The 25,783-nt window shown below is 54.7% G+C and carries 31 protein-coding genes; 14 read left to right on the top strand and 17 right to left on the bottom strand.

Annotation, left to right across the window (positions count from 1 at the left end; all coding sequences use genetic code 11):
- Positions 1-12: 12 nt before the first annotated feature.
- The 11 genes from LDN84_RS00290 to mnmG all read right to left on the bottom strand — a co-directional run bounded on the left by LDN84_RS00290 (position 13) and on the right by mnmG (position 10,099).
- Positions 13-1,515 (bottom strand): DUF5666 domain-containing protein, encoded by a 1,503-nt coding sequence (locus LDN84_RS00290; protein WP_223906448.1) that lies wholly within the window; start codon positions 1,513-1,515, stop codon positions 13-15.
- A complete protein-coding gene (locus LDN84_RS00285) occupies positions 1,512-2,396 on the bottom strand; it encodes a DUF6502 family protein (protein WP_223906445.1) in 885 nt (294 codons plus the stop codon). Before LDN84_RS00285 ends, LDN84_RS00290 begins: the two co-directional genes overlap by 4 nt.
- Positions 2,397-2,443: 47 nt before the next feature.
- A complete protein-coding gene (locus LDN84_RS00280; RefSeq protein WP_223906442.1) occupies positions 2,444-2,641 on the bottom strand; it encodes a hypothetical protein in 198 nt (65 codons plus the stop codon).
- Entirely contained in the window at positions 2,601-3,137 is a 537-nt protein-coding gene (locus LDN84_RS00275) for a hypothetical protein (RefSeq protein WP_223906439.1), read from the bottom strand. Before LDN84_RS00275 ends, LDN84_RS00280 begins: the two co-directional genes overlap by 41 nt.
- Before the next feature lie 169 nt (positions 3,138-3,306).
- The gene (locus LDN84_RS00270) at positions 3,307-4,080 is read right to left on the bottom strand and encodes a class I SAM-dependent methyltransferase (RefSeq protein ID WP_223906436.1); all 774 of its coding nucleotides are present in this window, start codon (positions 4,078-4,080) and stop codon (positions 3,307-3,309) included.
- A 57-nt stretch (positions 4,081-4,137) separates the two neighbouring features.
- Entirely contained in the window at positions 4,138-5,142 is a 1,005-nt protein-coding gene (locus LDN84_RS00265; RefSeq protein WP_223906433.1) for a ParB/RepB/Spo0J family partition protein, read from the bottom strand.
- A gap of 15 nt (positions 5,143-5,157) precedes the next feature.
- Positions 5,158-5,709 carry an RBBP9/YdeN family alpha/beta hydrolase gene (locus LDN84_RS00260; RefSeq protein ID WP_223906430.1) on the bottom strand — a complete coding sequence of 184 codons (552 nt, stop codon included), beginning with the start codon at positions 5,707-5,709 and terminating at the stop codon, positions 5,158-5,160.
- A 67-nt stretch (positions 5,710-5,776) separates the two neighbouring features.
- A complete protein-coding gene (locus LDN84_RS00255; protein ID WP_223906427.1) occupies positions 5,777-6,553 on the bottom strand; it encodes a ParA family protein in 777 nt (258 codons plus the stop codon).
- An 89-nt stretch (positions 6,554-6,642) separates the two neighbouring features.
- Positions 6,643-7,257, bottom strand: coding sequence for a LysE family transporter (locus tag LDN84_RS00250; protein ID WP_223906424.1), 615 nt, complete (start codon positions 7,255-7,257; stop codon positions 6,643-6,645).
- Positions 7,258-7,397: 140 nt separating this feature from the next.
- Positions 7,398-8,057 (bottom strand): 16S rRNA (guanine(527)-N(7))-methyltransferase RsmG, encoded by a 660-nt coding sequence (gene rsmG / locus LDN84_RS00245; protein ID WP_223906422.1) that lies wholly within the window; start codon positions 8,055-8,057, stop codon positions 7,398-7,400.
- A complete protein-coding gene (gene mnmG / locus LDN84_RS00240; RefSeq protein ID WP_223913261.1) occupies positions 8,057-10,099 on the bottom strand; it encodes a tRNA uridine-5-carboxymethylaminomethyl(34) synthesis enzyme MnmG in 2,043 nt (680 codons plus the stop codon). Before mnmG ends, rsmG begins: the two co-directional genes overlap by 1 nt.
- A gap of 188 nt (positions 10,100-10,287) precedes the next feature.
- Here mnmG and LDN84_RS00235 point away from each other — a divergent pair, with 188 nt between their 5' ends.
- Both LDN84_RS00235 and gstA read left to right on the top strand, forming a co-directional pair.
- A complete protein-coding gene (locus tag LDN84_RS00235) occupies positions 10,288-11,502 on the top strand; it encodes a 6-phosphofructokinase (RefSeq protein WP_223906419.1) in 1,215 nt (404 codons plus the stop codon).
- Between the two features lie 152 nt (positions 11,503-11,654).
- Positions 11,655-12,263: a glutathione transferase GstA gene (gstA, locus tag LDN84_RS00230; RefSeq protein WP_223906416.1), complete on the top strand. Its 609-nt coding sequence runs from the start codon at positions 11,655-11,657 to the stop codon at positions 12,261-12,263.
- A gap of 87 nt (positions 12,264-12,350) precedes the next feature.
- On the opposite strand, the gene LDN84_RS00225 is transcribed toward gstA, so the two are convergent.
- From LDN84_RS00225 to LDN84_RS00215, 3 genes are read right to left on the bottom strand one after another with little or no spacing between them, the layout of a single operon-like run.
- Positions 12,351-12,842, bottom strand: a complete 492-nt coding sequence (locus tag LDN84_RS00225) for a cytochrome C (RefSeq protein WP_223906413.1) — start codon at positions 12,840-12,842, stop codon at positions 12,351-12,353.
- Positions 12,843-12,865: 23 nt separating this feature from the next.
- A complete protein-coding gene (locus tag LDN84_RS00220; protein WP_223906410.1) occupies positions 12,866-13,459 on the bottom strand; it encodes a NapC/NirT family cytochrome c in 594 nt (197 codons plus the stop codon).
- Positions 13,460-13,488: 29 nt separating this feature from the next.
- Complete coding sequence (locus LDN84_RS00215; protein WP_223906407.1) at positions 13,489-13,863, bottom strand: c-type cytochrome; 375 nt, start codon at positions 13,861-13,863, stop codon at positions 13,489-13,491.
- Positions 13,864-14,145: 282 nt separating this feature from the next.
- Between LDN84_RS00215 and rquA the strand changes: the two genes are divergently transcribed.
- The 10 genes from rquA (at position 14,146) to ccmI (ending at position 21,974) form a co-directional block, all read left to right on the top strand.
- Positions 14,146-14,865: a rhodoquinone biosynthesis methyltransferase RquA gene (gene rquA, locus LDN84_RS00210; protein ID WP_223906404.1), complete on the top strand. Its 720-nt coding sequence runs from the start codon at positions 14,146-14,148 to the stop codon at positions 14,863-14,865.
- A gap of 71 nt (positions 14,866-14,936) precedes the next feature.
- Entirely contained in the window at positions 14,937-15,572 is a 636-nt protein-coding gene (ccmA, locus tag LDN84_RS00205) for a cytochrome c biogenesis heme-transporting ATPase CcmA (protein WP_223906401.1), read from the top strand.
- Positions 15,569-16,264: a heme exporter protein CcmB gene (gene ccmB / locus LDN84_RS00200; protein ID WP_223906397.1), complete on the top strand. Its 696-nt coding sequence runs from the start codon at positions 15,569-15,571 to the stop codon at positions 16,262-16,264. Before ccmA ends, ccmB begins: the two co-directional genes overlap by 4 nt.
- Positions 16,261-16,998 (top strand): heme ABC transporter permease CcmC, encoded by a 738-nt coding sequence (gene ccmC, locus LDN84_RS00195; protein WP_223906394.1) that lies wholly within the window; start codon positions 16,261-16,263, stop codon positions 16,996-16,998. Before ccmB ends, ccmC begins: the two co-directional genes overlap by 4 nt.
- On the top strand, positions 16,985-17,176 hold the full coding sequence (gene ccmD, locus LDN84_RS00190) for a heme exporter protein CcmD (protein ID WP_223906391.1): 192 nt from the start codon (positions 16,985-16,987) through the stop codon (positions 17,174-17,176). Before ccmC ends, ccmD begins: the two co-directional genes overlap by 14 nt.
- On the top strand, positions 17,173-17,616 hold the full coding sequence (gene ccmE / locus LDN84_RS00185; RefSeq protein ID WP_223906389.1) for a cytochrome c maturation protein CcmE: 444 nt from the start codon (positions 17,173-17,175) through the stop codon (positions 17,614-17,616). Before ccmD ends, ccmE begins: the two co-directional genes overlap by 4 nt.
- Before the next feature lie 65 nt (positions 17,617-17,681).
- Positions 17,682-19,649 carry a heme lyase CcmF/NrfE family subunit gene (locus LDN84_RS00180; RefSeq protein ID WP_223906386.1) on the top strand — a complete coding sequence of 656 codons (1,968 nt, stop codon included), beginning with the start codon at positions 17,682-17,684 and terminating at the stop codon, positions 19,647-19,649.
- Positions 19,646-20,170, top strand: coding sequence for a DsbE family thiol:disulfide interchange protein (locus tag LDN84_RS00175; protein WP_223906384.1), 525 nt, complete (start codon positions 19,646-19,648; stop codon positions 20,168-20,170). The genes LDN84_RS00180 and LDN84_RS00175 overlap by 4 nt, the downstream gene beginning before the upstream one ends.
- A complete protein-coding gene (locus LDN84_RS00170; protein WP_223906382.1) occupies positions 20,167-20,634 on the top strand; it encodes a cytochrome c-type biogenesis protein in 468 nt (155 codons plus the stop codon). Before LDN84_RS00175 ends, LDN84_RS00170 begins: the two co-directional genes overlap by 4 nt.
- On the top strand, positions 20,631-21,974 hold the full coding sequence (gene ccmI, locus LDN84_RS00165; RefSeq protein ID WP_223906380.1) for a c-type cytochrome biogenesis protein CcmI: 1,344 nt from the start codon (positions 20,631-20,633) through the stop codon (positions 21,972-21,974). Before LDN84_RS00170 ends, ccmI begins: the two co-directional genes overlap by 4 nt.
- 32 nt (positions 21,975-22,006) lie before the next feature.
- Here ccmI and LDN84_RS00160 read toward each other — a convergent pair whose 3' ends face one another.
- Together LDN84_RS00160 and LDN84_RS00155 are read right to left on the bottom strand one after the other, a co-directional pair.
- The gene (locus tag LDN84_RS00160; RefSeq protein ID WP_223906379.1) at positions 22,007-22,492 is read right to left on the bottom strand and encodes an EVE domain-containing protein; all 486 of its coding nucleotides are present in this window, start codon (positions 22,490-22,492) and stop codon (positions 22,007-22,009) included.
- A 58-nt stretch (positions 22,493-22,550) separates the two neighbouring features.
- Positions 22,551-23,414 carry a DUF6920 family protein gene (locus LDN84_RS00155; RefSeq protein ID WP_223906377.1) on the bottom strand — a complete coding sequence of 288 codons (864 nt, stop codon included), beginning with the start codon at positions 23,412-23,414 and terminating at the stop codon, positions 22,551-22,553.
- A gap of 328 nt (positions 23,415-23,742) precedes the next feature.
- Between LDN84_RS00155 and map the strand changes: the two genes are divergently transcribed.
- Together map and LDN84_RS00145 are read left to right on the top strand one after the other, a co-directional pair.
- Positions 23,743-24,546: a type I methionyl aminopeptidase gene (gene map / locus LDN84_RS00150; RefSeq protein ID WP_317134820.1), complete on the top strand. Its 804-nt coding sequence runs from the start codon at positions 23,743-23,745 to the stop codon at positions 24,544-24,546.
- 219 nt (positions 24,547-24,765) lie between these two features.
- On the top strand, positions 24,766-25,248 hold the full coding sequence (locus LDN84_RS00145) for an acyl-CoA thioesterase (RefSeq protein ID WP_223906374.1): 483 nt from the start codon (positions 24,766-24,768) through the stop codon (positions 25,246-25,248).
- A gap of 38 nt (positions 25,249-25,286) precedes the next feature.
- On the opposite strand, the gene bamE is transcribed toward LDN84_RS00145, so the two are convergent.
- Entirely contained in the window at positions 25,287-25,775 is a 489-nt protein-coding gene (gene bamE / locus LDN84_RS00140; RefSeq protein WP_223906372.1) for an outer membrane protein assembly factor BamE domain-containing protein, read from the bottom strand.
- Positions 25,776-25,783 lie beyond the last annotated feature (8 nt).

Genomic DNA, 25,783 nt, shown 5'->3' with positions numbered 1-25,783 from the left:
AAAGCGAGGCCGCTATTTTCCCTTGGATTCCCCACCACCGGATTTACCGGAGTTTCCGGTACTGCCTGACCCTCTGGACTCACCCGAGCTGTTTGACCGGCCTGAGTTTTTGGACTCTCCCGAGCCACTTGAACGCCCGGTACCCGCGGATTCCCCTGACTGACCTGAGCTGTTGGTGCGGCTGGTACGGGATGGGCTGATAGCGCTGCTGGTTTTTTCTGTCTGGGTGGAGACCTCTGAAGACTTGCTGCTACTTGCCGCTTCCTCATGGCTACCGGAAGCCTCGCTTGTTTTGGTGCTGCTTTCCGAAGATTTCTCAGAGCTGCCCGCTTCTGTATCTCTGGATTCGGACTTTGTCTCCGTGGCCAGACCCGCTTCGGTACGCTTGGTTTGCTCGCTCAGGGTTTGGGATGTACTGCGATGGTTTTTGCCGGTGGATTCGATACGCTCGACAAAAATGCGTTGATCGGCATCCATGCGCCCGGTGATGCGTACTCGCTGGTTCAACCCCAGGGTGCCGCTGCCATCTGGCTGGGCGGCCAAGGTGACTTGGGTTTGCGGGGACAAGGACAACACCCGATGGTCGATGTCCATGGTTTTGTCATCCAGTCGGCGCACGTAGCCCTCCAGCACCACGCGTTCCGAGCGCCCCAAAACGGCACGGGTCGGATCGCGGGTCAGACGGGTCACCACCAGGTGTTCGCCCGTCCACAAGCCTTGAGCCATGACTTCCGTATCCCTGGTGGCGTGGGCCATTTGGCTGGACTGAATCGCCACCGGCGTGCCCGCCACGGCGAATTGCTGGCTGTTTTGCGACAGCATGCCCAGCAATTGAGCCTGAGGCTGGGGTGCAACTACCTCCACATGGCTGGCCATGATCTCCCCTTCGGCATTGCGCTGACCGCTGACCCGCACCCACTGCTGGGCTTGCAAACCTGCCAATTGGGCCGGTGTGCTGGCCTGAACCCGCTGGCCCAGGAGCTTGAATTCACCGGTTTTCGGATTCACGCTTTGCAGCGGGCCAATGGCCACATGCAACAAAGCCACCTGGCGCGCCTGTACCTCATCACCCACACCGGCAGCATTCACCACCACAACTTGCCCGACCGCCAAATCGCTGGCCTGGCTAGGCTGACCGTTCTCGGACATGGGGGTGTCGTTGTTGTAGTGCACCTCAACACCACCGACACAGATGCTGGCAAAACCGGTGATCACCCCCACAATGCCGGTGCCCCCCATGCCACCTTTGTCAATACCTGTTCCTCCAATGCCGGGGCGCACGGCCAACATGCCGGTGCCGCCAATACCAGGACGGGCCGCCAGCATACCGGTGCCACCAATGCCGGGGGCCTGTACGCTGCGCGCTTGCGGGTTGACCAAAGAGGCTTGGGTATCACACACATTACCCGCCCAAACAAGCGATGTGGACACACACAGCGCGGCCACGCCAGCCAGGACACGCGCCACCGCGCGAACACCATTACCTGAGACAACAGTACGGATCATGGCGCTCATGATGACGCGGTGTTCTTAAGGTCTTCTGAAGCTGTCGCTGGTGCGGATGCTTTGGGCATGGGTTCGGTATAGAAATACACGCCAAAGGTCATGCGTTGGCGCGGCGCATCGGAGGATGCATCCCGCTGCTCGGCAGCCAGCGCCGTTTTGTTGACCGCCAACAAGGCCTTCATGCCCATGTCTTGAGACTGTTTCGCCAGGAGTGCGATGGATGCCGGACTGAGCGCGTCGTACTGCACACTGCGCTCCATCATCGGCACGCCACCCAATAGGTTGTGTGCGGCGGCAGCGGCATGGTCGTGCAGGTTATGGCCAAAGTAGAAGGCTTTTTCTTCAAAACCCTCACTGGGTACAAAGGCTTGGGTGTTCAGGCACACCCGGTGGGCTTCGTCAAAATGCACCACACCCAGGCGAAGCCATTCATCCAGCACCACGCGTGACCGGATATCACTGTTGACGCTGGCTACCAGCGCCTCAAAGGACAACTCACCGCCTTCACTGACAAAACGCGGCAATGGCAGGGGTTCGCCTTGAGGGTCCAGGTATGGAGACGAACCAACCCAAACCGCCACCAACTGCGCCCCCAGGGATACTGCTCTTGGCGTGTGATCGGTATTGGATTGAAGCTGATCCCGCAAACGGCTGACATCTTTGCGGTGTACACCGGTCATCAAACTGATACGGCTGTCCGTCGGGGCTTTGTTCTCCAGAGGGAAATCGGTCTGGGCCACGTCCACCATCAAACTTTTGATCAACTCGGTCAGGTAGGGCAAGGTCACCCCCTGGGCCAACATCACCTTGATCAGTGGGCGCAACGCGGCCCGCAAGGCGCGCGCAAGCGCTGGCGAGGGGCTGGCAGAAGTGGAGTCAGAACTTAGCATGGGCTTAAATGTATCACTAACGTGGGAAAAAGTTACACAAAATAGTTTCAAAGTCCAAAAATAAAGCCTATACTTGCCGCCATGTGTGGGAAATAATCACACACATGATTGTTCAAACTTTCCTTTCTTAACTTTCTGGAGAAACTCACATGGCTAACTTCAAACACCTTGCACTCGCTACCTTTATCGCCACTTTTGTTCTGGCTAACCCATTGGCTGCATTGGCCAAAGATGGCGGTGGTCATGGTGGTGGCTCACATGGCAACTCCAACGGTGGCTCACATGGCGAGTCACACGGCAGCTCTGCAGGCGCAGGTTCTGCAGGTTCAGGTTCTGCAGGTTCAAACGCCGGGGCGAATGCGGGCAGCAAGTCTGAGGGTCGCTCGTCCAAATCAGAAGGTCGCTCTGAGCAAGGCGAACAAGGTGAGAAAGGAGAAAAACATCGTACAGCGGCAACTCCAGCAACTCCAGCAACTCCAGCAACTCCAGCAACTCCAGCAACTCCAGCAACCCCAGCCGCTCCAGCAACCCCAGCCGCTGGTGCAACCACACCTGCAACGCCCGTAGTGACACCAGGTACAACCACCCCAAGTGCGGGTAGCGCGACCACACCTGCAGCGACCACACCTGCAGCGACCACACCTGCAGCGACCACACCTGCAGCGACCACACCTGCAGCAACCACACCTGCAGCGACCACACCTGCAGCGACCACACCTGCAGCAACCACACCTGCAGCAACTACACCTGCAGCAACTACACCTGCAGCAACTACACCTGCAGCAACTACACCTGCAGCAACCACACCTGCAGCAACCACACCTGCAGCAACTACGCCTGCCGTCTAATCCGTCCACACACCAATCCAGCAAAAGGCTGGGGACGTTCGCGTCCCCAGCCTTTTGTACTTTTAGAGCTGTGGATCGGCCGACGGCATCCGGTACACCCACACCGGTTTGTCTGCCAGAGTTCGTAACACGGCAAAAGGTTTGAATCCGGTGGCTTCAAATTCCAGACTCACCAGCCATGCACCAGGTTTTAATTCAGCATGGGCCTTGGCCAGCGCACGCGGCATACTCTCAGGCCGCTGAAACAGGTAAACCATGTCGTAACCAGACCAATCGGCTTGCCAAATATCACCTTGACGCACCTGTGCCCACGGGCAGCGCAAGGCACATGCTGCACGCAGTGGCCAGCTCCACTCCAAGCCCTGCAAATGCGCCTGGGGGTAGACACCACGCAAGGCTTTCAAACCATCACCCAGACCACATCCCGCATCCAAAATCAGAGCACCTGGCGCAAACAGCACAAGGGTTTCAAGACCTTTGAGCGCAGCAAGTGGCGTTGGAAACAAAGGCGCATCGCGCCAGGCATTCAGCGGGTAAATCAACAACAGCACCAACAACGGCAGCAACCACACCCAGGCGGGCAAGGTCGCAGCCTGGGTGAACAGCAAAGACAGCGGGAAACCCAACGCCATCATCAGTCGGCGCCACCAGGTAGAGCCCAACAGACTGGCCACCATGCCCAGCGTGCTGGCCAGACCCAGCGCCCACTCAAACGACAGTCCCCAGCGCAGAAGCCCCCCAAACAGTGCCCAGCCAGCACCCCAGACGAAGACCGCAGGCAATGGCCAAGTCAGGCGCAAAAATCTGGCCCAGGGTTTTGTGAGGATCGTCAGCACGGCCAACACACCCCATTCACCACCACATCCACCGATGCCGTGGTGGCTTTTCCGTACTCAGGCAGAACACGTTGCGCGCAATTTCTCAATCAGGCCATTGAGTTCATCCAGCGAACCAAACTGGATGCTGAGTTCACCCATTTCATCCATACGCCCGGCGCGTTTGACGCGCTTTTTGACGCGCACTTCGACCTGGGCCATCAACAGGTCAGAGAGTTCTTCTTCCACACGCTTGAGGTCGCGCGACTTGTCCTGTTTCGGTTTGCTGGCCACCAACGAGAATTCGGCCCCCAGCTTTTTCACCAGACTTTCCGCCTCGCGCACCGACATTTTTTTGGCCGTGATTTGATTGGCTGCTGTAATTTGTGTGGCGCGATCCAGACTCAGCAAGGCACGCGCATGGCCCATGTCCACATCCCCGGCCATCAGCATGGTTTGCACCGGCTCAGCCAGATTAAGCAGCCGCAACAAGTTGCTGGTGGCACTGCGTGAGCGCCCAACGGCTTGTGCCGCGGTCTCATGGGTCAGGCCAAATTCCTTGATCAGGCGCTGCACACCTTGTGCTTCCTCCAGCGGATTGAGGTCTTCGCGCTGGATGTTTTCGATGAGTGCCATGGCCGCAGCGGCCTCGTTGGGCACGTCGCGCACCAGCACCGGCACACTGTCCAGCCCGGCCAATTTGGCGGCCCGAAAGCGCCGCTCGCCGGCAATGATTTCGTAGACCGGGCGCACTGCGCCACCACCACTGGTGCCCCCGGCAAAATCAGGCGACTGTTGACTGCGTTTGAGTTCGGCATCGGCATCACTCAAGCGGCGCACCAGAATCGGCTGCATGATGCCCTGCACTTTGATCGACTCGGCCAGCTCGTAAAGTGCACCCTCGTCCATACGTGTGCGGGGCTGGTATTGGCCAGCCACCATGTCGGTGAGCAGCAATTCAGACGGCACGCCGCTGTTGGCAGCCATCGCGCTCGCACCTTGTTCGCCCAAGGATTCATCCACTGTCGGGCCCAGCAGCGCCTCCAGCCCGCGGCCCAGTCCTTTGAGTTTTTTGGTGACCATGTGTTGATTCCTCCGTTAACGATGAATAAGCGGATTGAGCAGCGCATCAAGCAGCGCCTGCCCCTGGGGCCAATCACCCAGGCCTGAATCTACGTTGATGTGGCCCAGCTCACCCGCATCCACCAGATCGGCTCCCCACGCCTGGGCAAAGCCCTGGGCACGCTCAAAACTGCAATAGGGGTCGTTGTGGCTGGCCACCAGCGTGCTGGCAAAGGGCAGGCGCTGCCGGACCACGGGTGACCAACTGGTCAGCAAGGGGCGTAATTCAGCACGCTCCACATCACCAGGAGCCACCAGCAAGGCCGCCTGTACACGCTGGGTATTTTGGGAGTGTGCGGCCCAGGCGGCGACCAGCTGGCAACCCAGGCTGTGCGCCACCAGCACCACCGGCGTTGGGGTGGACAGCACCACGTCTTCCAGGCGGGCAATCCAGTCGCCGCGCAACGGACGCAGCCAGTCATGCTGCTCCACCCGCTGGTAGCCCAACTGTTCCTGCCAAAGGCTTTGCCAGTGCTGGGGGCCAGAGTTTTGCCAACCTGGCAAGATGAGAATTTGGGGTGGGTTCATAACTCTATTTTTGATAGCTACTCAGGCTTTTTGAATCTGCGCTACAGGTTGATTTGACATCTATTTTTTAAATACGGGCAACCATTTCCTGGGCAAAAGCCAGAAAAGCCTGTGCCCCTTTGGATGAGGCATCAAACACCACCCCCGGAACACCGTAGCTGGGCGCTTCGGCCAAGCGCACGTTGCGCGGAATCACGGTGTTGAAAACCTTGTCACCAAAGCGCTCCTTGAGCTGCTCACTGACTTGTTGCTGCAAGGTGATACGCGGGTCAAACATGACGCGCAGCAGACCGATGATGGAGAGGTCTTTGTTCAGGTTGGCATGTACCTGCTTGATGGTGTTGACCAGATCAGCCAAGCCTTCGAGCGCAAAGTATTCACACTGCATGGGCACGATCACGCCATGGGCACAGCACAGGCCGTTGAGGGTAAGCATGGACAGGCTGGGTGGGCAATCAATCAACACGAAGTCGTATTCAGCATCTACCTGTACCAATGCGGTTTTCAGGCGTTTTTCCCGGCGCTCAAGCTCCACCATCTCCACTTCGGCGCCCGCCAATTCGCGGTTGGCTCCCAAAATGTCATAACCACACCCGGCATCCACCAGTTTGGCACTTTGCACCCTGGCCTGCGCCACGGTGGCGGTCTCCAGCAGCACGTCATACACACTGAGTTCCAACTTGCGTTTATCCACACCTGAGCCCATGGTGGCATTACCCTGCGGGTCCAGGTCAACCATCAACACCCGTTGCCCCACCTTGGCCAAACCAGCAGCCAGATTGACTGTGGTCGTGGTTTTGCCAACACCACCTTTTTGATTGGCAACACAAAATATTTTGGCCATAGGTACGGACTCAGAGAAAAAAAGAAAATCAGACACATCAGTGTTTCACGTGAAACACCTACCCTTACAAACCAGACGCGGACGTTACGCTAGCGGGACACTGCCAACTTGATACCAAAACCAATCAAAAACAGACCCGCAACTTTTTCCAGCACCCGTGAAATCACTGGATTGGCACGAACTTTTTCGGCCAAAAAATGGGTTAACAAAGTGGATGTGACACCGTACAGAAAGGTCAACATGGCAATGGTGGCAGCCATGAAGGCATAGGTGATCAGACCTTGCTGACGCACCGGGTCAACAAACAGCGGGAAAAAAGCCATGTAGAACAGAATCGCTTTGGGATTGAGCAAGGTGATCATCAGCGCCTGCTTCAGGTAGTGATGTGGCTTGATGTTCAAAACAGGTGTCGTACCAGGTTTGGCCAGCAGCATCTTGGCGCCTAGCCAAGCCAGGTAGCCAGCACCCAGCCATTGCACCGCACTAAAAGCATTTGGGTAAGCTGCCAGCAACGCGGCCACACCGGCCACCGCCGACCACATCAACACCTGGTCACCCAGGATCACCCCCAAGGTAGCCGCCAAACCACCCCGCACACCGCCCTTGCTGGTCGAGGTGATTAGCGCCAGATTACCTGGACCTGGGATCAGCAGAAAGACAAGTACGGTGACGACGAAAGTAGCGTAGTCGGTGATACCGAGCATAGGGAATGGTCCTGGAGGTTAGCCCGAACGATAGCCGGGCGCAGGCGTGGAGTTTACGTTACCAGAAAACGGGGGAGCAGGTAACGTGAAAAGTGCTCGCTTAACGTGCTGGCTTTTGTAATTCCATAGCTACTTGAAATCTACCCTGGGCGACGCATCCACACAATGCAACGCTCTGCACCCAAACCCGGAACTTCCAGTTGTTCCACGTGAAACACCTCCACACTGGATGGCAGCGCGGCAATCTCGTCCGCAGGATGCTTACCCTTCATGCCCATCCAAACGCCCTGCTCGGCCAGCGTCTGGCGCGACCAGTTAGTGAAATCCAGCAACGAGGCAAAGGCCCGCGAGCAGATCACCTGGTAGGGCTCGGTCAAACTTTCCACCCGGGCATGCACACCACGCAAATTGGCAAGCTTGAGCGTCATCGCAGCTTGCTGAATGAAGGCGGCTTTTTTGCCTACCGTATCCACACAATCGACCCGAATGTCCGGGCAACAAATGGCAATCACCACACCCGGCAAACCAGCTCCAGAACCCACATCCAGCAAACGCCAGCCATCAGCCTGGGCTGTCGGCATGGCTTCAAGTTGCCGCTTCAGCGGTGCAATCACGGCCAGACTGTCGAGCAGATGGTGCGTCAGCATCTCTTGCGGGTCACGCACGGCCGTCAGGTTGTAGACCTTGTTCCATTTCTGGATCAGCGCCAGATACGCCATCAGCGCAGCCACTTGAGGCTCTGTCAGCATCAGATTTAAAGCGGTCAGACCACTGCGCAACTGAGGTTCAAGGGCTTGCATCAGAGGCCTTCACTTTCAGAAATCAGCCGATCAAAGCCTTTGAATTTGGTTTTCTTCAAATGGATGGTCAACAACGAAATGGACGCTGGGGTAATGCCCGAGATGCGCGAGGCCTGCCCGAGTGTTTCGGGTCGATGCCGGTTGAGCTTTTGCCGCGCCTCAATACTCAAAGCACTTACCTGCATGTAGTCCAGGTCTTGCGGAAGTTTCAGGTTTTCATAATGGGCGGCACGCAACACATCGTCTTTTTGGCGGTCGATATAACCAGAGTATTTGGCCGCTATTTCCACCTGCTCGATCACCGCAGCGGCCTGCGCAGCCTCGGGTGAAAGTACACCTGTTTCACGTGAAACACCTACCGGCAATTCAGCAGATGCGTACTTGCCACCGTCCAGCGACATCAGCGCGTCGTAACTCACATTCGGTCTGCGCAGCAGTTCAGCCAGGCTGTATTCGTGCTCGATGGCCTTGCCCAACACCCGCTCAGACTCGGCGATTTCCAGGTTCTTGGGGTTAACCCAGAGGGAGCGCAAGCGCTCTGTTTCACGTGAAACAGCGTCGCGCTTCTGGTTGAATGCCGTCCAGCGCACATCATCGACTAAGCCCAATTGGCGACCCACTTCGGTCAGACGGGCATCGGCATTGTCTTCCCGCAGTTGCAGCCGGAACTCGGCCCGGCTGGTGAACATGCGGTAGGGCTCGGTCACGCCCTGGGTGATCAGGTCATCGACCATCACACCCAGATACGCTTGATCCCGTGCCGGTAACCAACTGTCTCCCACATAAGACGCACGGCCCGCTGCACAGGCTTGCACATTTCCGCCCCCCATGGCACGTACTTGCAAGGCCGCATTGATACCGGCAAACAAACCTTGCGCAGCAGCTTCTTCGTAACCCGTGGTGCCGTTGATCTGCCCGGCAAAAAACAGGCCGTTGATGACCTTGGTCTCAAAACTGCTCTTGAGCTGTGTCGGGTCAAAGTAATCGTATTCAATGGCATAACCAGGCCGCAAAATGTGCGCGTTTTCCAGCCCCGGCATGGAACGCACCAAGGCGTACTGGATGTCAAACGGCAGACTGGTGGAAATGCCGTTGGGGTAATACTCGTGGGTCGTCAGCCCTTCGGGTTCCAGAAAAATCTGGTGACTGTCTTTGTCGGCAAAGCGGTTGATCTTGTCTTCCACACTCGGGCAATAGCGTGGCCCGACCCCTTCAATCTTGCCGGTGAACATTGGACTGCGATCAAAACCGCTGCGGATGATTTCATGGGTGTGTGCGTTGGTATGGGTGATCCAGCATGGCATTTGCTGCGGGTGCATCTCCGGTCGCCCCATGAAGCTGAACACCGGCATGACCGGACTCATGCCACCGGGCATGCCATCACCGGGCTGCTCGGTGCATTGGCTGAAGTCAATACTGCGGCCATCAATGCGCGGCGGTGTGCCGGTTTTCAGGCGGCCTTGGGGCAGTTTGAGTTCTTTCAAGCGGGCACTCAAAGACACGGCGGGTGGATCACCGGCACGGCCAGCGGCATAGTTGTTCAGGCCGACATGAATCTTGCCGTCCAGAAATGTCCCGGCAGTCAGCACCACCGTGCTGGCGCGGAATCGAATACCGACCTGCGTGACCGCCCCGACCACCCGGTCTCCTTCCACCATCAGGTCATCCACCGCCTGCTGAAACAGCCACAAGTTGGGCTGATTTTCCAGACGACGGCGTATCGCCGCCTTGTACAAGATGCGATCCGCCTGGGCGCGGGTGGCCCGCACCGCCGGACCCTTGGAAGAATTGAGGATGCGGAACTGAATGCCGCCTTCATCGGTCGCCAGCGCCATGGCACCACCCAGGGCATCGACCTCTTTCACCAGGTGGCCCTTGCCAATGCCGCCAATACTGGGGTTGCAACTCATCTGCCCGAGGGTTTCGATGTTGTGGCTCAGCAGCAGGGTTTTACAACCCATACGGGCCGCCGCCAGCGCGGCTTCGGTGCCGGCATGGCCACCGCCAACGACGATCACGTCGAAATGTTGTGGATAAAGCATGGTGGGTAATGGATTCAAGGGGCTCAACCTCCTGAGCTGGAGGAGCTTGCACGGGGCGTGCAGAAAGCATGCAATTTTACTGGGGCACTTGAAAAGCCGCATCCAGGGTGCAAACATCCCAAAAAGTGCCGCCGTCAGAGGCACAATTCAGTCATCATCGACTTCACTCTTTCAGGACACAACACACCATGGCCTCTGGAAAAATACTCGTCGCCCAAGGTGGCGGCCCCACCGCTGTCATCAACCAATCCCTCGTCGGCGTGGCGCTGGAAGCACGGCGCTTTGGCCAGATTGGCCACATCTACGGTGCACGCCACGGCGTGCGTGGCATCATTGACGAAGACTTTGTGGACTTGACTCAGGAGACCAGCCACAACCTGGAGCTGGTGGCCAACACCCCGTCCAGCGCGCTGGGCTCCACGCGCGACAAACCCGATGCGGCTTATTGCCACGAAATTTTCAAGGTGCTGCAAGCCCACCAGATTGGTCACTTTTTCTACATTGGCGGCAACGATTCGAGCGACACGGTACGCATCGTCAGCCAGGAAGCACAGGCGGCCAACTACGATTTGCGCTGCATCCACATCCCCAAAACCATTGACAACGACCTGGTGGGCAACGACCACACCCCTGGCTTTCCGTCAGCCGCCCGTTTTGTGGCGCAAGCTTTTGCCGGGGCCAACCTGGACAACGCCGCCCTGCCCGGGGTCTATGTGGGCGTGGTCATGGGCCGCCATGCCGGCTTTCTGACTGCGGCCTCAGCCCTGGGTAAAAAATTCCCGGACGATGGCCCGCACCTGATCTACCTGCCCGAGCGTGTGTTCGATCTGAACAAATTCCTGCTTGATGTCAAGACCATGTACGAGCGCCATGGCCGCTGTGTGATTGCGGTGTCCGAAGGCATTCACGATGCCTCGGGCACACCCATTGCCGCCCTGCTGGCCAAAGAAATGGAGCATGATGCCCATGGCAACGTACAGCTCTCAGGCAATGGTGCCCTGGCTGACCTGCTGTGTGAAGAGATCAAGGCCAAGCTCAAAATCAAACGCGTACGCGGCGACACTTTTGGTTACCTGCAACGCTCGTTCATCGGCTGCGTGTCCGATGTGGACCAGCGCGAAGCCCGTGAGGTGGGCGAAAAAGCAGTGCAATTCGCCATGTGGGGCAGTCGTGACGGCTCAGTGGCCATCAAGCGCACCGGGTTTTATTCGGTGGACTACGAACTGCTGCCAGTGGAAGACGTAGCCGGTAAAACACGTGTCATGGAGGACGAATTCATCGCCGCCAACGGCACCGACGTGACCGATGCCTTTCGCATGTACCTGCGCCCGCTTCTGGGCTCAGGCATGCCCGATGCCTTCCGCCTGCGACACAATCCGGTAGCTAAAGTTTTACATAAATAAATGACCTGTAGCGCTTATAAATAAAGCGTCAACAGCTATATTTTTAATAGTAATTAACATTACCCTATACCCTGCAAATGGCATTCAACACCATTAACATTTGACCCAGGAGCCTGGTGCTCCTGTCATCATCATTGATCCAAAGGCTGTTCATGAAACTTTACTACTCTCCTGGTGCTTGCTCACTGTCGCCCCACATCGTCCTCAAAGAAGCGGGTCTGGCATTTGAGGCCATTGCCGCCCCCACCAAGACCCACAAGCTGGCCGACGGCACCGACTACTACGGCATCAACCCGCTGGGTTATGTGCCCTATCTGGTGCTGGATGACGGGCGTACCTTGCATGAAGGCCCGGTCATCGTGCAATACATTGCCGACTTGGTGCCCGACAAACAGCTGGCCCCCGCCAACGGTAGCTGGGAGCGCTACAAGCTGCAGGAATGGCTCAACACCATTGGAACCGAGCTGCACAAAGGCTTCTCGCCATTGTTCACACCCGGCATGCCCGAAGAGGCCAAGACCATGGCCAAAACCCGCCTGATGTCCCGCCTGCAATGGGTCGATGGTGAACTGGCTGGTAAAAACTACCTGATGGGCGACACCTTCACTGTGGCAGATGCTTACCTGTTTGTGGTGGCTGGCTGGGGTAAACATGTGGGTGTGGACATTTCAGCCCTTGCCAACCTGGTGGCTTTCGTCGCCCGCGTTGGTGCTCGGCCTGCCGTGCAAGAGGCCTTGCGTGCTGAAGGGTTGATCAAGTAAACCGCCCAATTTCTGGCTTGGGACTACCCGGCCAGAGCACAAAAAAGCCGCTGGTTCTCAGCGGCTTTTTTCATTCAAAGACCCGACTCAATACTTGAGCTTGAGCTTGTCCAATTGCTCTTTGGTCACTGCGGGTATGTCTCCTTTGGGCTCCCAGCGGTTCAGGTTCCAGCCACCCTCACCCACCCAAGCCTTGATCATGACCAAAGCCGCAGCGCGCTGTGCATCGGTCTCGCCCAAATGCTTGTACATGTTGCCAGGCTTGCCTTTTGCTTGCGGGCTAGTCCCGTCGTCCAGGCGACGCATGAAGGCACCTGGATCAGGGTAAGCAATGATCTGCACCAGGCTCTCGTAGGTGTCGTTACGTGGGCCAACTTTGTCTTTGGTGTACTTTTCTTCTGCTTCCTTGGACACCTTGAATTCCTGCAAGGTGGGTGCACCGGCCTTTTCAGAATGACACTCCGCGCATTGTTTCTGAATAAACGGCTCAATATCAGCCCGATAGGTCACATCCGCTGCCATTGATGGCAAGGCCATCACAACACCGGCCACTGCGGTCAACAGTTTCAACTTCATCATCATCCACTCCTTCAGGTTAAAAATCATTGAGAATTTGTCGCCGTGTTACCGAACAACTCTGCCGGACCCGGGCCATCTGGCTCCTTGTGGGCAATGGCGAAATGGCATTCGATGCAGGTCTTACCTTCCGCTTTGCCTTTGGCGTGGCGCACCTGGGCTTTGGCGGACTGCAAATCCACACTCATCTTGTCGGCCCTGTGGCAACTGCGGCACTGGTGAGAGTCGCTCTCCTTCATCTGCAGCCACACCCGTTGTGCCATCACCGAACGTTTGGCCTCGAACTTTTCCTTGGTGTCAATCGAAGGTGAGATGTAGGTGTAATACACATCTTTGCTGGCCTTGATCTTGGCCCAGAGCAACGGCCCCGGTTCATGTGGCACATGGCAATTGGTACAGATCGCACGCACACCGGTGCGGTTGGTGTCGTGAATCGTGCCCTTGTACTCTGCGTAGTTGTAGGACATCTCATGGCAACTCACACAAAACTCCTCGGTACTGGTGTAAGCCAGAACATAAGCACCTGAGATCCCCACGGAGACTGAAAAAATCAGCAATCCCACGGCCAGTCCAAGTACCAATTTCCAACGTTGGCGCATTTTTTTAAGCATTTCAGTCATGAGGAAGCTCGCCCAATGGTGCTAAGCATTTACCGCGATAAAACGTAGCGCGCCAGATTCTTGATGGCCGCATCGTCTTTGGCCTTGACTTTGGTGTGCTCTTCCTTCACACCGTCAATTTCAATCGTGGGGCCGGTGGTCAAATGGACGTATAGCTTGGCTTCTCCATCGGACTTTCCTTTGTATTTGGCGGCCGTCTTTTTGAACGATGGGCCATCCTTTTGCTTGTCCACTGAATGACATTTGCCACATTTATTAACTTTGATCAGATCTTCAGCAGCCGCAACGTCAACGGCCTGGGCCTGAACTGTCAATACAACCGTTGTCAAACCAACGGCCAGCAAGACATGCAACCAATTAGAAAAATTAACATTCTTCATATTCACCTCTTTTTTATTAAACATTAACGAAAACTTAAGATTTGATGGGGAGCCATCCTACTCCTCAAAAATCCGTGCAGAGCTTTGTACATTTGATACAAATCAAAAGAAATTGCATTTCCAAGCTCAAAACAACAAAAGAAGTCGGGTTAGCCTTTTTGTCAAACTCAGATCTATAACCCCCACCTGACCTAAGGAAAAAATCAAGTTCAGTTAGCATTCATCTTGTTTTGATACGCTGCCCCATCAATCAACTGGCTCAAGTCGACGTTTCGTTAACCCACTTGTTTTTATACCCTTCGCCCTGTGCAACAAAAAATCACACCCACCATTACCGTTCCAGGTACCGTTTGTCCAGTCACCCTGCCTGAATATCTTGAGAAAACCTACTGGTGGGCCTATACCCATCCCAATGCTGTACGCGTGTTTGAACGCCAATGGCTGGTGAATCTGATCTTGTGGGGTAACTTTGCAAAACTGCGTGATCTGGCTCTGCAGGAAATGGGGAGCGAGATTCAAGGCAATGTGCTCCAAGTGGCTTGCGTTTATGGCAATTTCACCCAGCATTTGATACAACGCCTTGGCCCACAAGGGCATTTGAATGTGATCGATGTGGCACCGGTTCAAATCACCAACCTGCACGCCAAACTGGGGCCTCAAAAACAGGTCAGCATCTTCCAGCAAGACTCGACAGACCTGCAATTTGCCGATGCCAGTCAGGACACCGTGGTGGTGTTTTTCTTGCTGCACGAGCAGCCTGCCGAGGTGCGACGCAAAACCATTGCCGAAGCCATGCGTGTCACCAAGCCCGGTGGCAAGATTGTCTTTGTGGATTACCACCACCCCAAGGCGACCAGCCCATTTCGCTACCTGATGGTACCGATACTGACTACGCTGGAGCCCTTTGCCATGGACTTATGGCATGGTCAGATTGCAGACTGGTTACCCGGTGATTGTCAACATCTGCCTCTAGACAAACAAACCTACTTCGGTGGCCTGTACCAAAAGGTAGTCATTCAACGTTAATGCCATCTTAAGGATGATGGGACTGTGTGTCGTAAGATAATCTGATCTTTGTCTTTACAACTCCATTGCCCTTGAAAACATCCCACTCCCTGTCTTTTTCCAAGCTTGGCTGCATCAAGGGTGGGCGACAACTTTTCAAGAACGTAGATTGCACGCTGGAAGCGGGGAACTGGTTACATGTAGCTGGTGCCAATGGTGTCGGAAAAACCAGCTTGTTGCGAATGGTATGTGGCCTCGCACCCATTGAGTCAGGCCACATTTTCTGGAATGGCCTTCCGATTCAGACCCAGAGCGAAAATTTCCGCCATGACCTTTGTTACCTGGGCCACCTCAATGCGTTGCAAGAATCCATGACAGTAGATGAAAACCTGGCTTTCACTTCTGCCTTGGGCGGGATGACACCAGACCGGTTGAAGACCCAAGAGGTTCTGACGCAATTTGGGTTGCGTGGCCGTGGCAAGCAATTGGTCCGTCACCTATCACAAGGCCAAAAACGTCGGGTCGCCCTGTCTCGTTTGGTCTTGAGTCCTGCCAAACTTTGGGTGCTGGATGAACCTTACGTGGCCATGGATGAAGCCGGTATTGGCCTACTGGCCAACCTGATTGCTGACCACCTCTCCAAGGGGGGGATGGCTGTGCTCACCAGCCATCAGCGCGTAGCCATTGGGCAAATACCCGCCCAAATGCTGGAGTTACAAGCGCAATGAGCACCTCCCTCAAACCCATGGCTTTGGGCTATGTGCTGCTAGCTGTTCTCCGGCGCGAAGTGTCACTGGGTATGCGCCAAAAAGGTGAAGTGCTGACACCTTTGGTGTTTTTTGTGGTCATCGCAAGCCTCTTTCCATTGGGAGTGGGTCCTGAATCTGCCCTGCTGCTACGCATGGCTCCAGGGGTGTTGTGGGTTAGTGCACTTCTGGCCGCCATGTTGTCACTGCAGCGTATGTTTGCTACCGATTACGCAGACGGCTCACTGGAACAGATGGCGCTCTCCACTACCCCACTGGCTTTACTGGTACTGGCCAAAGCCCTGGCCCATTTTGTACTGGCTGGCTTGCCCTTGGTATTCATGGCACCTGTATTAGGCTTGCAATTTGGCCTTGACACTCGTGCCTTAGGCATATTGATGCTGTCCTTGTTACTGGGTACACCAACCTTGAGTCTGATTGGCAGCATTGGTGCGGCCCTGACATTAGGTGTGCGAGGGGCTGGGGTTTTATTGTCTTTATTGATCTTGCCTCTGTATATTCCAGTTCTTATTTTTGGGGCTGGTGCGGTTGAAGCGGATGCTGCCGGGCTGAGTATTGGCGGTCACCTGTCCCTGATGGCTGCATTACTGGTACTTTCGCTCTTTTTCTCACCTTTGGCCACAGCCGCCGCATTGAGGATTTCATTGGAATGAAAACACGCGTGATTCACTGGTTCAAGTTTGCATCACCGCAAAACTTTTATTATCTGGCCGGCAAAATGTGGCCTTGGTTTGCCGGCTTGGCCACCGTTTTGGCACTGGCAGGATTATGGATTTCATTTTTTGTCGCGCCCATTGATGCGCAACAAGGTCAGGGCTACCGGATCATTTTTGTGCACGTGCCAGCCTCTCAAATGTCCATGTTTATTTATCTTGTCATGGCGGGTTGGGCTGGTTTTGGCTTGGCATTCAACACCAGACTCTCCGGCATGATGGCCTCTGCACTCGCCCCCACAGGTGCTCTTTTTGCATTTTTGTCTTTGGTCACTGGCGCTTTGTGGGGCAAACCCATGTGGGGGGCTTGGTGGGTATGGGATGCTCGCCTGACATCGGAGCTGATTTTGTTGTTTCTGTATTTGGGCTTTTTAGCCTTGCAAGCTTCTATTGATGACCCCCGCAGGGCTGACAAAGCCTGTGCCATTCTGGCCTTGGTAGGTGCCGTAAATGTGCCCATCATTTATTTTTCAGTGAAATGGTGGAACACTTTGCATCAAGGAGCTTCGGTGTCCATGAAAGGCGCTTCTATGGCCACACCCATGCTGATGGGCATGCTGATCATGGTTCTGGCCTTCTGGATGTACACCATCGCCATCACTTTGGTCAGGGTGCGCAGCATCATTCTTGACCGTGAACGTCATACAGATTGGGTAAAACATGCAGTGGCTTAGCGTTGCAGATTTTTTGAACATGGGAGGTTATGCCTTCTATGTTTGGGGTAGTTTTGGCATTACAGCAGCTGTTGTTGTGATTGAAATATTACAAGTGCGTGCTCAAAGACGCGAAATATTACGAAACCTTTTTAGTCAGAGTGAATCAGAAGATGATTTACATCAAAAACCATTATGAAACCACGCCATAAACGCGCTGCCATCATCGTTGGTGGCCTGGCCACCATCGGTGTGGCAGCCTACTTTGTACTCAATGCTTTTCAGAGCAATCTGGTTTTTTTCTTCACCCCCACGCAGGTAGAAACCGGTGAAGCACCCAAAAACCGCACTTTTCGTATTGGTGGGATGGTCAAAACAGGCTCCATCAAACGTGACAATCTGACGGTGTCTTTTGTCGTGACAGATACCGTCAAAGAAGTACCGGTGTCTTACACCGGTATCTTGCCTGACTTGTTCAAAGAAGGTAAAGGTGTTGTGGCCCAAGGAAAACTCGACAGTAATGGTCACTTCACTGCCTCCGAAGTGTTGGCCAAGCATGACGAAAACTACATGCCGCCAGAAGCCCAGCACGCCATGGATCAGGCCCAAATCCAAAAAGCAAACCAAACGCTGAAATAGTTCCGTTTGATCTGCCAGCTTTCCTTCCCGACACACTGCCCAAAACACCGAACCGAGACATTTCTATGATTCCTGAACTTGGACACTTTGCATTGATTTTGGCCCTGCTGGTGGCTGCCGCACTTGGCACACTAAGTTTGGCAGGCGGCCAAAATGGTCGGGCAGACTGGATGGCATTGGCCAAGCCAGGCGCACAAGCACTTTGGCTTTTGACCGGTTTTTCTTTTCTGTGCCTCACTTACGCCTTCTATACCAACGATTTTTCGGTGTTGTATGTGTCTCAACACTCCAATACCCTGCTCCCCGATATTTACCGCATCGCTGCTGTTTGGGGTGGTCATGAAGGTTCATTGTTATTGTGGCTGCTGATGCTGACCACCTGGATGATGGCGGTGTCCCTCTTCTCACGTCAACTACCTGATGTGATGGTGTCACGGGTACTCGGTGTACTGGGTTTGATTGCTGTAGGTTTTTTGCTTTTTATGCTGATTACCTCCAACCCATTCATTCGTTTGAGCGATATTCCAGCCAATGGGCGTGACCTGAATCCCTTGTTACAAGACCCTGGCTTGGTATTTCACCCACCCATGCTCTACATGGGCTATGTAGGCATGTCCATTCCATTTGCCTTTTCCATTGCAGCCCTGCTCAATGGCCGCCTGGATGCGGCCTGGGCCAGATGGACACGGCCGTGGGCTACTGCCGCATGGATTTGCTTGACCATTGGCATTGCCATGGGTTCATGGTGGGCTTACTACGAGTTGGGCTGGGGTGGCTGGTGGTTTTGGGACCCTGTTGAAAACGCTTCATTCTTGCCCTGGCTGGTTGGTACCGCATTGATACATTCACTGGCTGTCACTGAAAAGCGTGGTCTGTTCAGAAGCTGGACCATCATGCTGTCCCTGATCGCTTTTTCTCTCAGCTTGCTCGGAACTTTCCTCGTGCGCTCTGGAGTTTTAACATCTGTCCACGCCTTCGCTACAGATCCCAAACGCGGCGTGTTCATTTTGATGTTCTTGGCAGTGGTGGTTGGAGGCTCACTGCTGCTCTTTGCAGCCCGCTCAGGTAAAGTTCGCTCGGGTGGCTCATTTGCCTTGGTCTCACGCGAAAGCTTTTTGCTGATCAACAATATTTTACTAACCACAGCCGCTGCAGCGGTTCTCTTGGGAACACTTTATCCCTTGATCATTGATGCACTCAACCTGGGTAAGTTGTCGGTTGGACCTCCGTACTTCAACTCTGTATTTGCACCCATCATGATTCCAGTCCTGTTTTTCATGGTGATCGGCAGTTTTGCCCGCTGGAAAAACGACAGTGTGGCGGATCTCACTAAAAAACTACGCTCCATTGCTACCGTCTCCGTTGTTTTAGGTTGTGCAGCACCTTTTCTGGCTGGTTCGTGGTCTGCCTTGGTTGCCATTGGTTTGACCTTGGCCATCTGGATTGTGTTGGCATCTGCAATGCAAATCGTCCGCCAGCTGAGAGACACGGTGAACTGGAAATCAACGCCTATTTCCTATTGGGGCATGCATGTAGCACACATCGGTATTGCCGTGTGTGTGGTGGGTATCACCATGGTCAAAGGTTACGAAACTGAAAAAGATGTGCGCATGACTCTGGGTGATACCGTTGAGGTGGGTGGTTACACCTTTCGCCTGACCGATATCAAAGAAATTCCTGGACCAAACTACACGGCCGACCAAGGCTCTGTTGATGTGATCAAAGGTGACAAAGTGCTGCGGACTTTGCATCCTCAAAAACGCACCTATTTTTCTTCCACCATGCCCATGACCGAGGCTGCGATTGACAGTGGATTAACACGTGATGTGTATGTGTCCTTAGGTGAGAAACTGGAAAATGAAGGCAAACCAGCCTGGGCGATGCGGGTCTACCATAAACCTTTTGTCACCTGGATTTGGTATGGCTGCCTGCTCATGGCATTGGGGGGTGGTATGGCGGCACTGGACAAACGTTATCGCAAAAAAATGGCCAGCAAGCTCAACCTGAATGACATTAAAGGCGTGACCGTATGAAAAGGGGGCTGATTCCTTTAGGCATCTTTGTTGTCTTGCTGGTATTTTTAGCCATAGGACTCACCCGCGATCCACATGAAATTCCATCCCCGCTGATTGGCAAACCAGCACCAACTTTTTCAGCACCAGTATTGGGTAAACCCGGTGAGCGGGTCTCAAATAAAGACATGTTGGGTAAGGTATGGCTGCTCAACACCTGGGCCAGCTGGTGTGTGGCTTGTCGACAGGAACATCCTTTGCTGGTGGAATTTGTCAAGACGAATCCCTTGCCTATCATCGGTTTGGACTACAAAGACAAAGAGGCTGATGGCATGAATTGGCTAGCCCGTTATGGTGACCCTTACTCCAAAGCCATCGCAGATACTGATGGCCGCATAGGCATTGATTTTGGTGTCTACGGTGTACCTGAGAGTTTCTTGATCGACAAGGCAGGCATTATTCGTTACAAACAAATCGGACCATTCACTGAAGAAGCTTTGCGTGACAAGCTGGTACCCTTGATCAAGGAATTGAACCAATGAAGTTCCTGTTGGCTTTATTTCTGACCCTGCAATGCACTCTTGGTGCCTACGCCAATGAAGCTGCCCCCCTGGCGGAAGATCCGGTAGTCGAACAACGTCTGATCACTATTGCAGAAGAGCTTCGATGTCTGGTATGCCAAAACGAGTCTTTGGCAGGGTCACGGGCTGATTTGGCCAATGACCTGCGTCGCGAAGTGCGCACATTAATCAAATCGGGCAAATCAGATGCGGAAATCAAGGAATTTCTGGTCAGCCGCTACGGCGACTTTGTGTTGTACCGACCACCCGTGAAACCTACCACCTGGTTGCTTTGGTTTGGACCCTTGTTATTGTTGATCGGTGCAATCTGGGTGCTACTGAAGATCATCCGGCGCAACCTCAGTCAAAAAGACACTCTTCAGCTTACCGCTGCCCAACGAGCCAAAGCACAAGCTCTTCTTCAAGAAACCGATTCTTCCAAATGAATTTATTTATAGGTATTGCAACGCTTTTGACGTTGTTGGTCGTTGCTTGGCTTGTTTTTGCCCTGATTCGCAAAACACCAGGCAACGGTGTTTCCACTGAAAAGCTCAATGCAGCAATCCACCGAGACCAGCTCCATGCCCTTGAACAAGATTTGATGCGCGGTGCCATCAGTCAGCAAGACTTTGAAACCACGCGTGATGAATTGCAGCTTCGGTTATTGGATGACACCGAAAGTTTCGAAACCAGCAAAAACCTCAACACTCCTGGCTTTTGGAGCTCAAAGCGCACTGCGGGTGCTATTGCATTCAGTCTTCCTGTGCTTGCCATCGGCCTTTATCTGCAGTTGGGGACACCCGAAGCCATTGACCCCATGGCACAGGTAGCGGCAAATGATCAACAAATCAAAAAAATGGTGGATACGCTGGCTGCAAAACTCAAAGCCAACCCGAACGATCCCAAAGGCTGGGTGATGTTGGCTCGCTCCTACAAAGTGATGGGGCGGTTTGATGAAGCCCAACAAGCCTATGAAAAAGCAGGCGACATGGTCAAAGCTAATCCCGACTTGCTTGTGGACTATGCGGAGCTTCTGGCCATTCAGGCGGGTAATAAGCTTGAAGGCAGACCACAGCAAATGATCGCAGAGGCCTTGCGCATGAACCCAGAACACACCATGGGCTTGATGATGGCGGGTGTGGCCGCTTATCAAGCAGCAGATTTCAAAATGGCTGTGAGCCACTGGGAAAAATTGCTCAACCAAATGCCTCCAGACTCAGCAGATGCACAGCAGATACAAGCCAACATCGACGATGCGCGGGCCAAAGGTGGTTTGATTGCTAATGGAACCAACAAGCTCCCTCCCGTTCCAGAAGGTGCAGCCGCTGGCATGACACCCGAAAAAATCAACCAGATGGTGGACCGTTTGGCAGCACGTCTGAAAGATAACCCGAATGACCTGCCTGGCTGGGCACGTCTGGCACGTGCCTACAAGGTTCAAAACAGGCTCAATGAAGCCATCAGCGCTTATGAGAAAACTGGAAAATTGCTAGACACTGATCCAGACTTACTCACGCAATATGCCGACACCTTGGCAACCCGTGACAACACCTTGCAAGGCAAACCTAGTGAACTGATCCAAAAGGCTTTGCGTATTGCACCCAAGCATCCCATGGCCTTGATGATGGCTGGACAAGCAGCGTACCAGGCTGGCCAGTTCGCCAAAGCTATTGACCATTGGGAAACGGCATTGGCAACCCTGCCTGCTGACTCCCCTGATGTGGCACCCATCAAGGCAGAAATCGAAGATGCCAAACTCAAAATGAACACCAGCAAAAAACCCTAAGGGAACTTTGCCGGAGGCCGTGAAGCCCAAAATCATGCCAGATAAAGCAATCCTGCATCTGCCTGCATGGCGTTGGCAATCAGCCGCATGTCGGCATCACTCACCTTGAACAAACCAAAGCGAAACGAGTAGCCCCAGCGCGTGCGGTCTTGCACAAACTCAAAACTGTCCAGCAGCGGGGTGATCGCAGCCTCTTGCGCAGGCACATACACCACATCGCGCCTGAACGGCACAAAGCCGCCACCCATGTCAAACGCATACGGCACACCAGGCTGTACCAGTCCGATGGAGACAAAGCTTTGCAGCCGGTCTTTGCCGCCCAAAGTGACCGTGGGCGCGTAATAAGCCACACGGTCACCCGGCTGTACACGCTTGAGTGGCGCACATTTGCCGTGGCAAACCTGCATAAAACCCTGCTGCGGCACCGCACAGCCGCGCCGGGCGTGCTCGGCACTGGCAACGGCGATCCAGTTCTGGCGTGGTGCGGGCAGATCGAACAAGCTGATCGTGTGTTTCATGTGCCAGATGATGCGCAGGGTCTGCTGACAACGTCTTGTCAGCAGCGTGACTGGCGCATCACAAGGAAAACTCGTAGCGCAACGCGGTGACGGTACCCATGAAATACGACCTGCGCCCTTCCGATTGAATCCACGCCACCTCGCCCGTGAACGGCACGGTCATACCACTTTGTGTCTGGTAGTTAGACCACCTGCCCACCCACGGGAGCATGTGCACTTTTTTGCCCACCATAGCACCCCTGGCCTCGGCACGGAACGAGTCGATCAAGCCCGCGTCGTTGAAGCCAAACAGCAGCGTCAGCGTGAATGGGCCGTCCGTTAGGGTGGCATAGGCAGAACGTTCATCCACGGCCTGCCAGCGCACCCCCTGGCTGGGCAGCAACGCGGTGGGGTACCACGCCGCTTCAGCAAAGAAGCGCATGAATTCGCCGCGGGCAATGTCACCATCCCCACGAATATCGGCCACAGTGAACAAGCCCAGAACCGCCGCACGCAACAGGCCCCGGCCTGCGATGTAGCTGTCCACCACACACACCGGCAAACCCGGCAGCATGGCAATTCGGGCATTCCACAGGAACCCAGGACGGCGGGTGACAACTTGTTGCGTTGCGGTAAACGGCTTCCACTGCTCTCCAGTGGCAGACAGGTTGAAGCTGCCAGCGACTACGACCGTGGCAGCGGTGATGAGAGGTTGACCATCCGTGAGCGCCGTGCGGAAGTAGCGCTGTACTGGCGCAGGCAAACCGTCAAGCTCACGCGCATCGTAGCGTGATGGGGACTGCGACGGAGCCCCAACATCGATGCGGGCCGCGTCCAGCATGCCTGTCAGCGCCCGCATGGTGTTGGCCCACCGTTTGACCCCATACGCCATCAGGCTGATGCCCAGCAGGCACAGAACCAACCCCAGCCAAAGCCATGTCATTTGCTCTCCTTTGTTGCCAGTTAATGGCTGAATTTTGCGCAGTTTTCTGAAGGTCATCTGTCCTTTGGCGAACAATGGTCTGCCTGGGTTGTGGGACAGCGGGCTGCTGATGAGCCGTTCATGGAGAATATTCTTTTTCTAAATCATTGGTGTCTAGGCGCGAAGCCACAGGCCGTGCTGACGCATGTGCCAATACATCTTCATAAATGCATTGGGAGGATCAGGCCAAACAACAACACGGATGATTTAGAAACGGAATGAGTTCACCGCAATGCGGGTTGTCATGTAAGCTCACACCACTTTTTGCGTTTTTAGATCGGAGTTTTATATGCTGATGATGAGCCATTCAAAAAGTCTTGAGGGCATCGAGCAAATGCGTGGCGCAGCCAAAGTCCTGATCGGTGCGCTGGAGATGATTGACGCGTATGTGAAGCCCGGTGTCACCACCGGTTATCTTGACAAACTTTGCAACGACTACATTGTTGACAATGGTGGTGTTCCAGCGTGTGTGGGCTACGAAGGTTATCAGCACGCCACCTGCATTTCAGTGAATCATGTCGTTTGCCACGGCATCCCAGGCAACAAAACATTGAAGAACGGTGACCTTCTCAATATTGATGTGGTGGTGGCGCGGAATGGGATGCACGCAGATAGCAGCGCCATGTACTTCGCCGGAAAGCCCTCCATCGCAGCAAAGAGACTGGCTGCCGTTACACAGGAATGTCTCTACCTTGGCATCCTCGAAGTTAAACCAGGCGCGCCGTTGGGCAATGTTGGGGCAGCTATACAGGCACACGCTGGCAAATACGGGTACAGCGTCGTTCGGGATTTTTGCGGGCACGGAATTGGTGCCGCCATGCATGAAGAACCCGAAGTCCGGCACTTCGGTAAACGAGGCTCCGGTCAAATGATGCTGCCGGGTATGACGTTTACCATAGAACCCATGCTGAACGCCGGTCGGCAGGACGTGCATGTGATGCCGGATGGGTGGACCGTTGTGACGAAGGACCATTCCTTGTCTGCCCAATGGGAGCATACGGTGCTGGTGACAACTACGGGGGTCGAGATTCTCACGCTGCGTCCTAGCGAAAACGAGCGGTGGAATTTTTTCAAATCCAGCCACACTCGTTAAGCTGGTTTCAATGGCCCTACCACTGAACAGATACAAGGCCTGGAACTTCGTTACGCAGCGGCCTCGCTGCAGAAGTGGACCCTGTTCCCCTACGCGAGAACCGCTTTAAAGCGCCATTGATGTCCGCAACGGATTTCTTGCAGCAACACGGCTTGTCAGTAACCCGGCAGGGCTTGGTGGTCAAATCGGGATCAAACTCACCCTCAAAGTCTCCCTCCCATGGCCCGTATTCAAATCCGACTACCCAGTCATTTCGCTTTTTCCACCCACATCACGCTGTACCAGAGCCACATGAATTACGGTGGACACTTGGACAACGCCTTGCTGCTCACCCTGGTGTCAGAAGCGCGGGTCAGATTCTTCCATTCACTGGGTTACACCGAACTCAACATCGAAGGTGTCGGGATTCTGGTCGCTGATGCGGCGCTGCAGTACCGCTCAGAGGCGTTTCACGGTGAAGTGATGGTTGTCCGCATGGGCGCAACCGACCTGGGCCGCAAAGGCTTCGATCTGGTGTGGTCCATGAACGAGCAATCCACCCACCGCGAGGTGGCACGTGGCAAAACGGGCATCGTGTTTTTTGACTACGCCACCCACCAGGTAGTATCGATGCCCGCCGCGTTTCGTGACAAGATGGCCAAGTTCAGGGCTCCCAGTGCTTTGGAGCCGTCTCAAGCGCAACCGGAGATCGTGACCGCCTGATGCCCATGGCGGTCAGCAGATCAACAGGCTGGCACCTGTCACGGAATGATGACATCGTCATGCCCCATACATTCAGGTGGCTGGCCATAGCCCGTTGAACGCACCTGCTGCTCCTGGGATATCTCCACTTGGAACCACTGGCAAAAGTAGTTTTCGTAGCGATAGTTCCACACCACCCCACGTGAACGCCCCAGCCCTTGGGTCTCACTGGGCCGCCCCAGACGTTGGCGGACTTCTTCCTGCGTCATACCGGGAGTAATTTGATTGAAGTTCGGTTCGGTCAACACCTGCTCGGTCTTGATGATCTTGCCAACAGGGTCGACATCCACAAACCAGGTGTGCTGCCCCCTGGGCCCCCGGGGGAATTCCAGCCGGGTGCCGGTGGCGGTCTGACGCACCGTGTCGGGTGGACCCATCAGGGACACAAGTTGGGCTTGGGTCATGTCGCTCACATTGGCAGGTGGTGCATAACCACTGCACGCCGTCAAAACCGACAACCCCATCAAACTCCAGGTAGATAAACGCATCACAGTAA

Origin of the sequence: Rhodoferax lithotrophicus, from assembly GCF_019973615.1 — a bacterium.
Classification (GTDB): domain Bacteria; phylum Pseudomonadota; class Gammaproteobacteria; order Burkholderiales; family Burkholderiaceae_C; genus Rhodoferax; species Rhodoferax lithotrophicus.
The sequence above is the reverse complement of the archived record's forward strand: the minus strand, read 5'-3'. Positions and strand labels throughout refer to the sequence as shown.

What these genes read in the sequence shown, in the direction of transcription:
- LDN84_RS00290 (WP_223906448.1), bottom strand. Translation starts at nt 1,515, where the DNA reads ATGAGCGCCATGATCCGTACTGTTGTCTCAGGTAATGGTGTTCGCGCG.
- LDN84_RS00285 (WP_223906445.1), bottom strand. Translation starts at nt 2,396, where the DNA reads ATGCTAAGTTCTGACTCCACTTCTGCCAGCCCCTCGCCAGCGCTTGCG.
- LDN84_RS00280 (WP_223906442.1), bottom strand. Translation starts at nt 2,641, where the DNA reads ATGACCACCGCCATCTTTGGCCAATGCAGCCAATGGGTTAGCCAGAAC.
- LDN84_RS00265 (WP_223906433.1), bottom strand. Translation starts at nt 5,142, where the DNA reads ATGGTCACCAAAAAACTCAAAGGACTGGGCCGCGGGCTGGAGGCGCTG.
- LDN84_RS00260 (WP_223906430.1), bottom strand. Translation starts at nt 5,709, where the DNA reads ATGAACCCACCCCAAATTCTCATCTTGCCAGGTTGGCAAAACTCTGGC.
- LDN84_RS00255 (WP_223906427.1), bottom strand. Translation starts at nt 6,553, where the DNA reads ATGGCCAAAATATTTTGTGTTGCCAATCAAAAAGGTGGTGTTGGCAAA.
- LDN84_RS00250 (WP_223906424.1), bottom strand. Translation starts at nt 7,257, where the DNA reads ATGCTCGGTATCACCGACTACGCTACTTTCGTCGTCACCGTACTTGTC.
- rsmG (WP_223906422.1), bottom strand. Translation starts at nt 8,057, where the DNA reads ATGCAAGCCCTTGAACCTCAGTTGCGCAGTGGTCTGACCGCTTTAAAT.
- mnmG (WP_223913261.1), bottom strand. Translation starts at nt 10,099, where the DNA reads ATGCTTTATCCACAACATTTCGACGTGATCGTCGTTGGCGGTGGCCAT.
- LDN84_RS00235 (WP_223906419.1), top strand. Translation starts at nt 10,288, where the DNA reads ATGGCCTCTGGAAAAATACTCGTCGCCCAAGGTGGCGGCCCCACCGCT.
- gstA (WP_223906416.1), top strand. Translation starts at nt 11,655, where the DNA reads ATGAAACTTTACTACTCTCCTGGTGCTTGCTCACTGTCGCCCCACATC.
- LDN84_RS00225 (WP_223906413.1), bottom strand. Translation starts at nt 12,842, where the DNA reads ATGATGAAGTTGAAACTGTTGACCGCAGTGGCCGGTGTTGTGATGGCC.
- LDN84_RS00220 (WP_223906410.1), bottom strand. Translation starts at nt 13,459, where the DNA reads ATGACTGAAATGCTTAAAAAAATGCGCCAACGTTGGAAATTGGTACTT.
- LDN84_RS00215 (WP_223906407.1), bottom strand. Translation starts at nt 13,863, where the DNA reads ATGTTTAATAAAAAAGAGGTGAATATGAAGAATGTTAATTTTTCTAAT.
- ccmB (WP_223906397.1), top strand. Translation starts at nt 15,569, where the DNA reads ATGAGCACCTCCCTCAAACCCATGGCTTTGGGCTATGTGCTGCTAGCT.
- ccmC (WP_223906394.1), top strand. Translation starts at nt 16,261, where the DNA reads ATGAAAACACGCGTGATTCACTGGTTCAAGTTTGCATCACCGCAAAAC.
- ccmD (WP_223906391.1), top strand. Translation starts at nt 16,985, where the DNA reads ATGCAGTGGCTTAGCGTTGCAGATTTTTTGAACATGGGAGGTTATGCC.
- ccmE (WP_223906389.1), top strand. Translation starts at nt 17,173, where the DNA reads ATGAAACCACGCCATAAACGCGCTGCCATCATCGTTGGTGGCCTGGCC.
- LDN84_RS00180 (WP_223906386.1), top strand. Translation starts at nt 17,682, where the DNA reads ATGATTCCTGAACTTGGACACTTTGCATTGATTTTGGCCCTGCTGGTG.
- LDN84_RS00175 (WP_223906384.1), top strand. Translation starts at nt 19,646, where the DNA reads ATGAAAAGGGGGCTGATTCCTTTAGGCATCTTTGTTGTCTTGCTGGTA.
- LDN84_RS00170 (WP_223906382.1), top strand. Translation starts at nt 20,167, where the DNA reads ATGAAGTTCCTGTTGGCTTTATTTCTGACCCTGCAATGCACTCTTGGT.
- ccmI (WP_223906380.1), top strand. Translation starts at nt 20,631, where the DNA reads ATGAATTTATTTATAGGTATTGCAACGCTTTTGACGTTGTTGGTCGTT.
- LDN84_RS00160 (WP_223906379.1), bottom strand. Translation starts at nt 22,492, where the DNA reads ATGAAACACACGATCAGCTTGTTCGATCTGCCCGCACCACGCCAGAAC.
- LDN84_RS00155 (WP_223906377.1), bottom strand. Translation starts at nt 23,414, where the DNA reads ATGACATGGCTTTGGCTGGGGTTGGTTCTGTGCCTGCTGGGCATCAGC.
- map (WP_317134820.1), top strand. Translation starts at nt 23,743, where the DNA reads ATGCTGATGATGAGCCATTCAAAAAGTCTTGAGGGCATCGAGCAAATG.
- LDN84_RS00145 (WP_223906374.1), top strand. Translation starts at nt 24,766, where the DNA reads ATGGCCCGTATTCAAATCCGACTACCCAGTCATTTCGCTTTTTCCACC.
- bamE (WP_223906372.1), bottom strand. Translation starts at nt 25,775, where the DNA reads ATGCGTTTATCTACCTGGAGTTTGATGGGGTTGTCGGTTTTGACGGCG.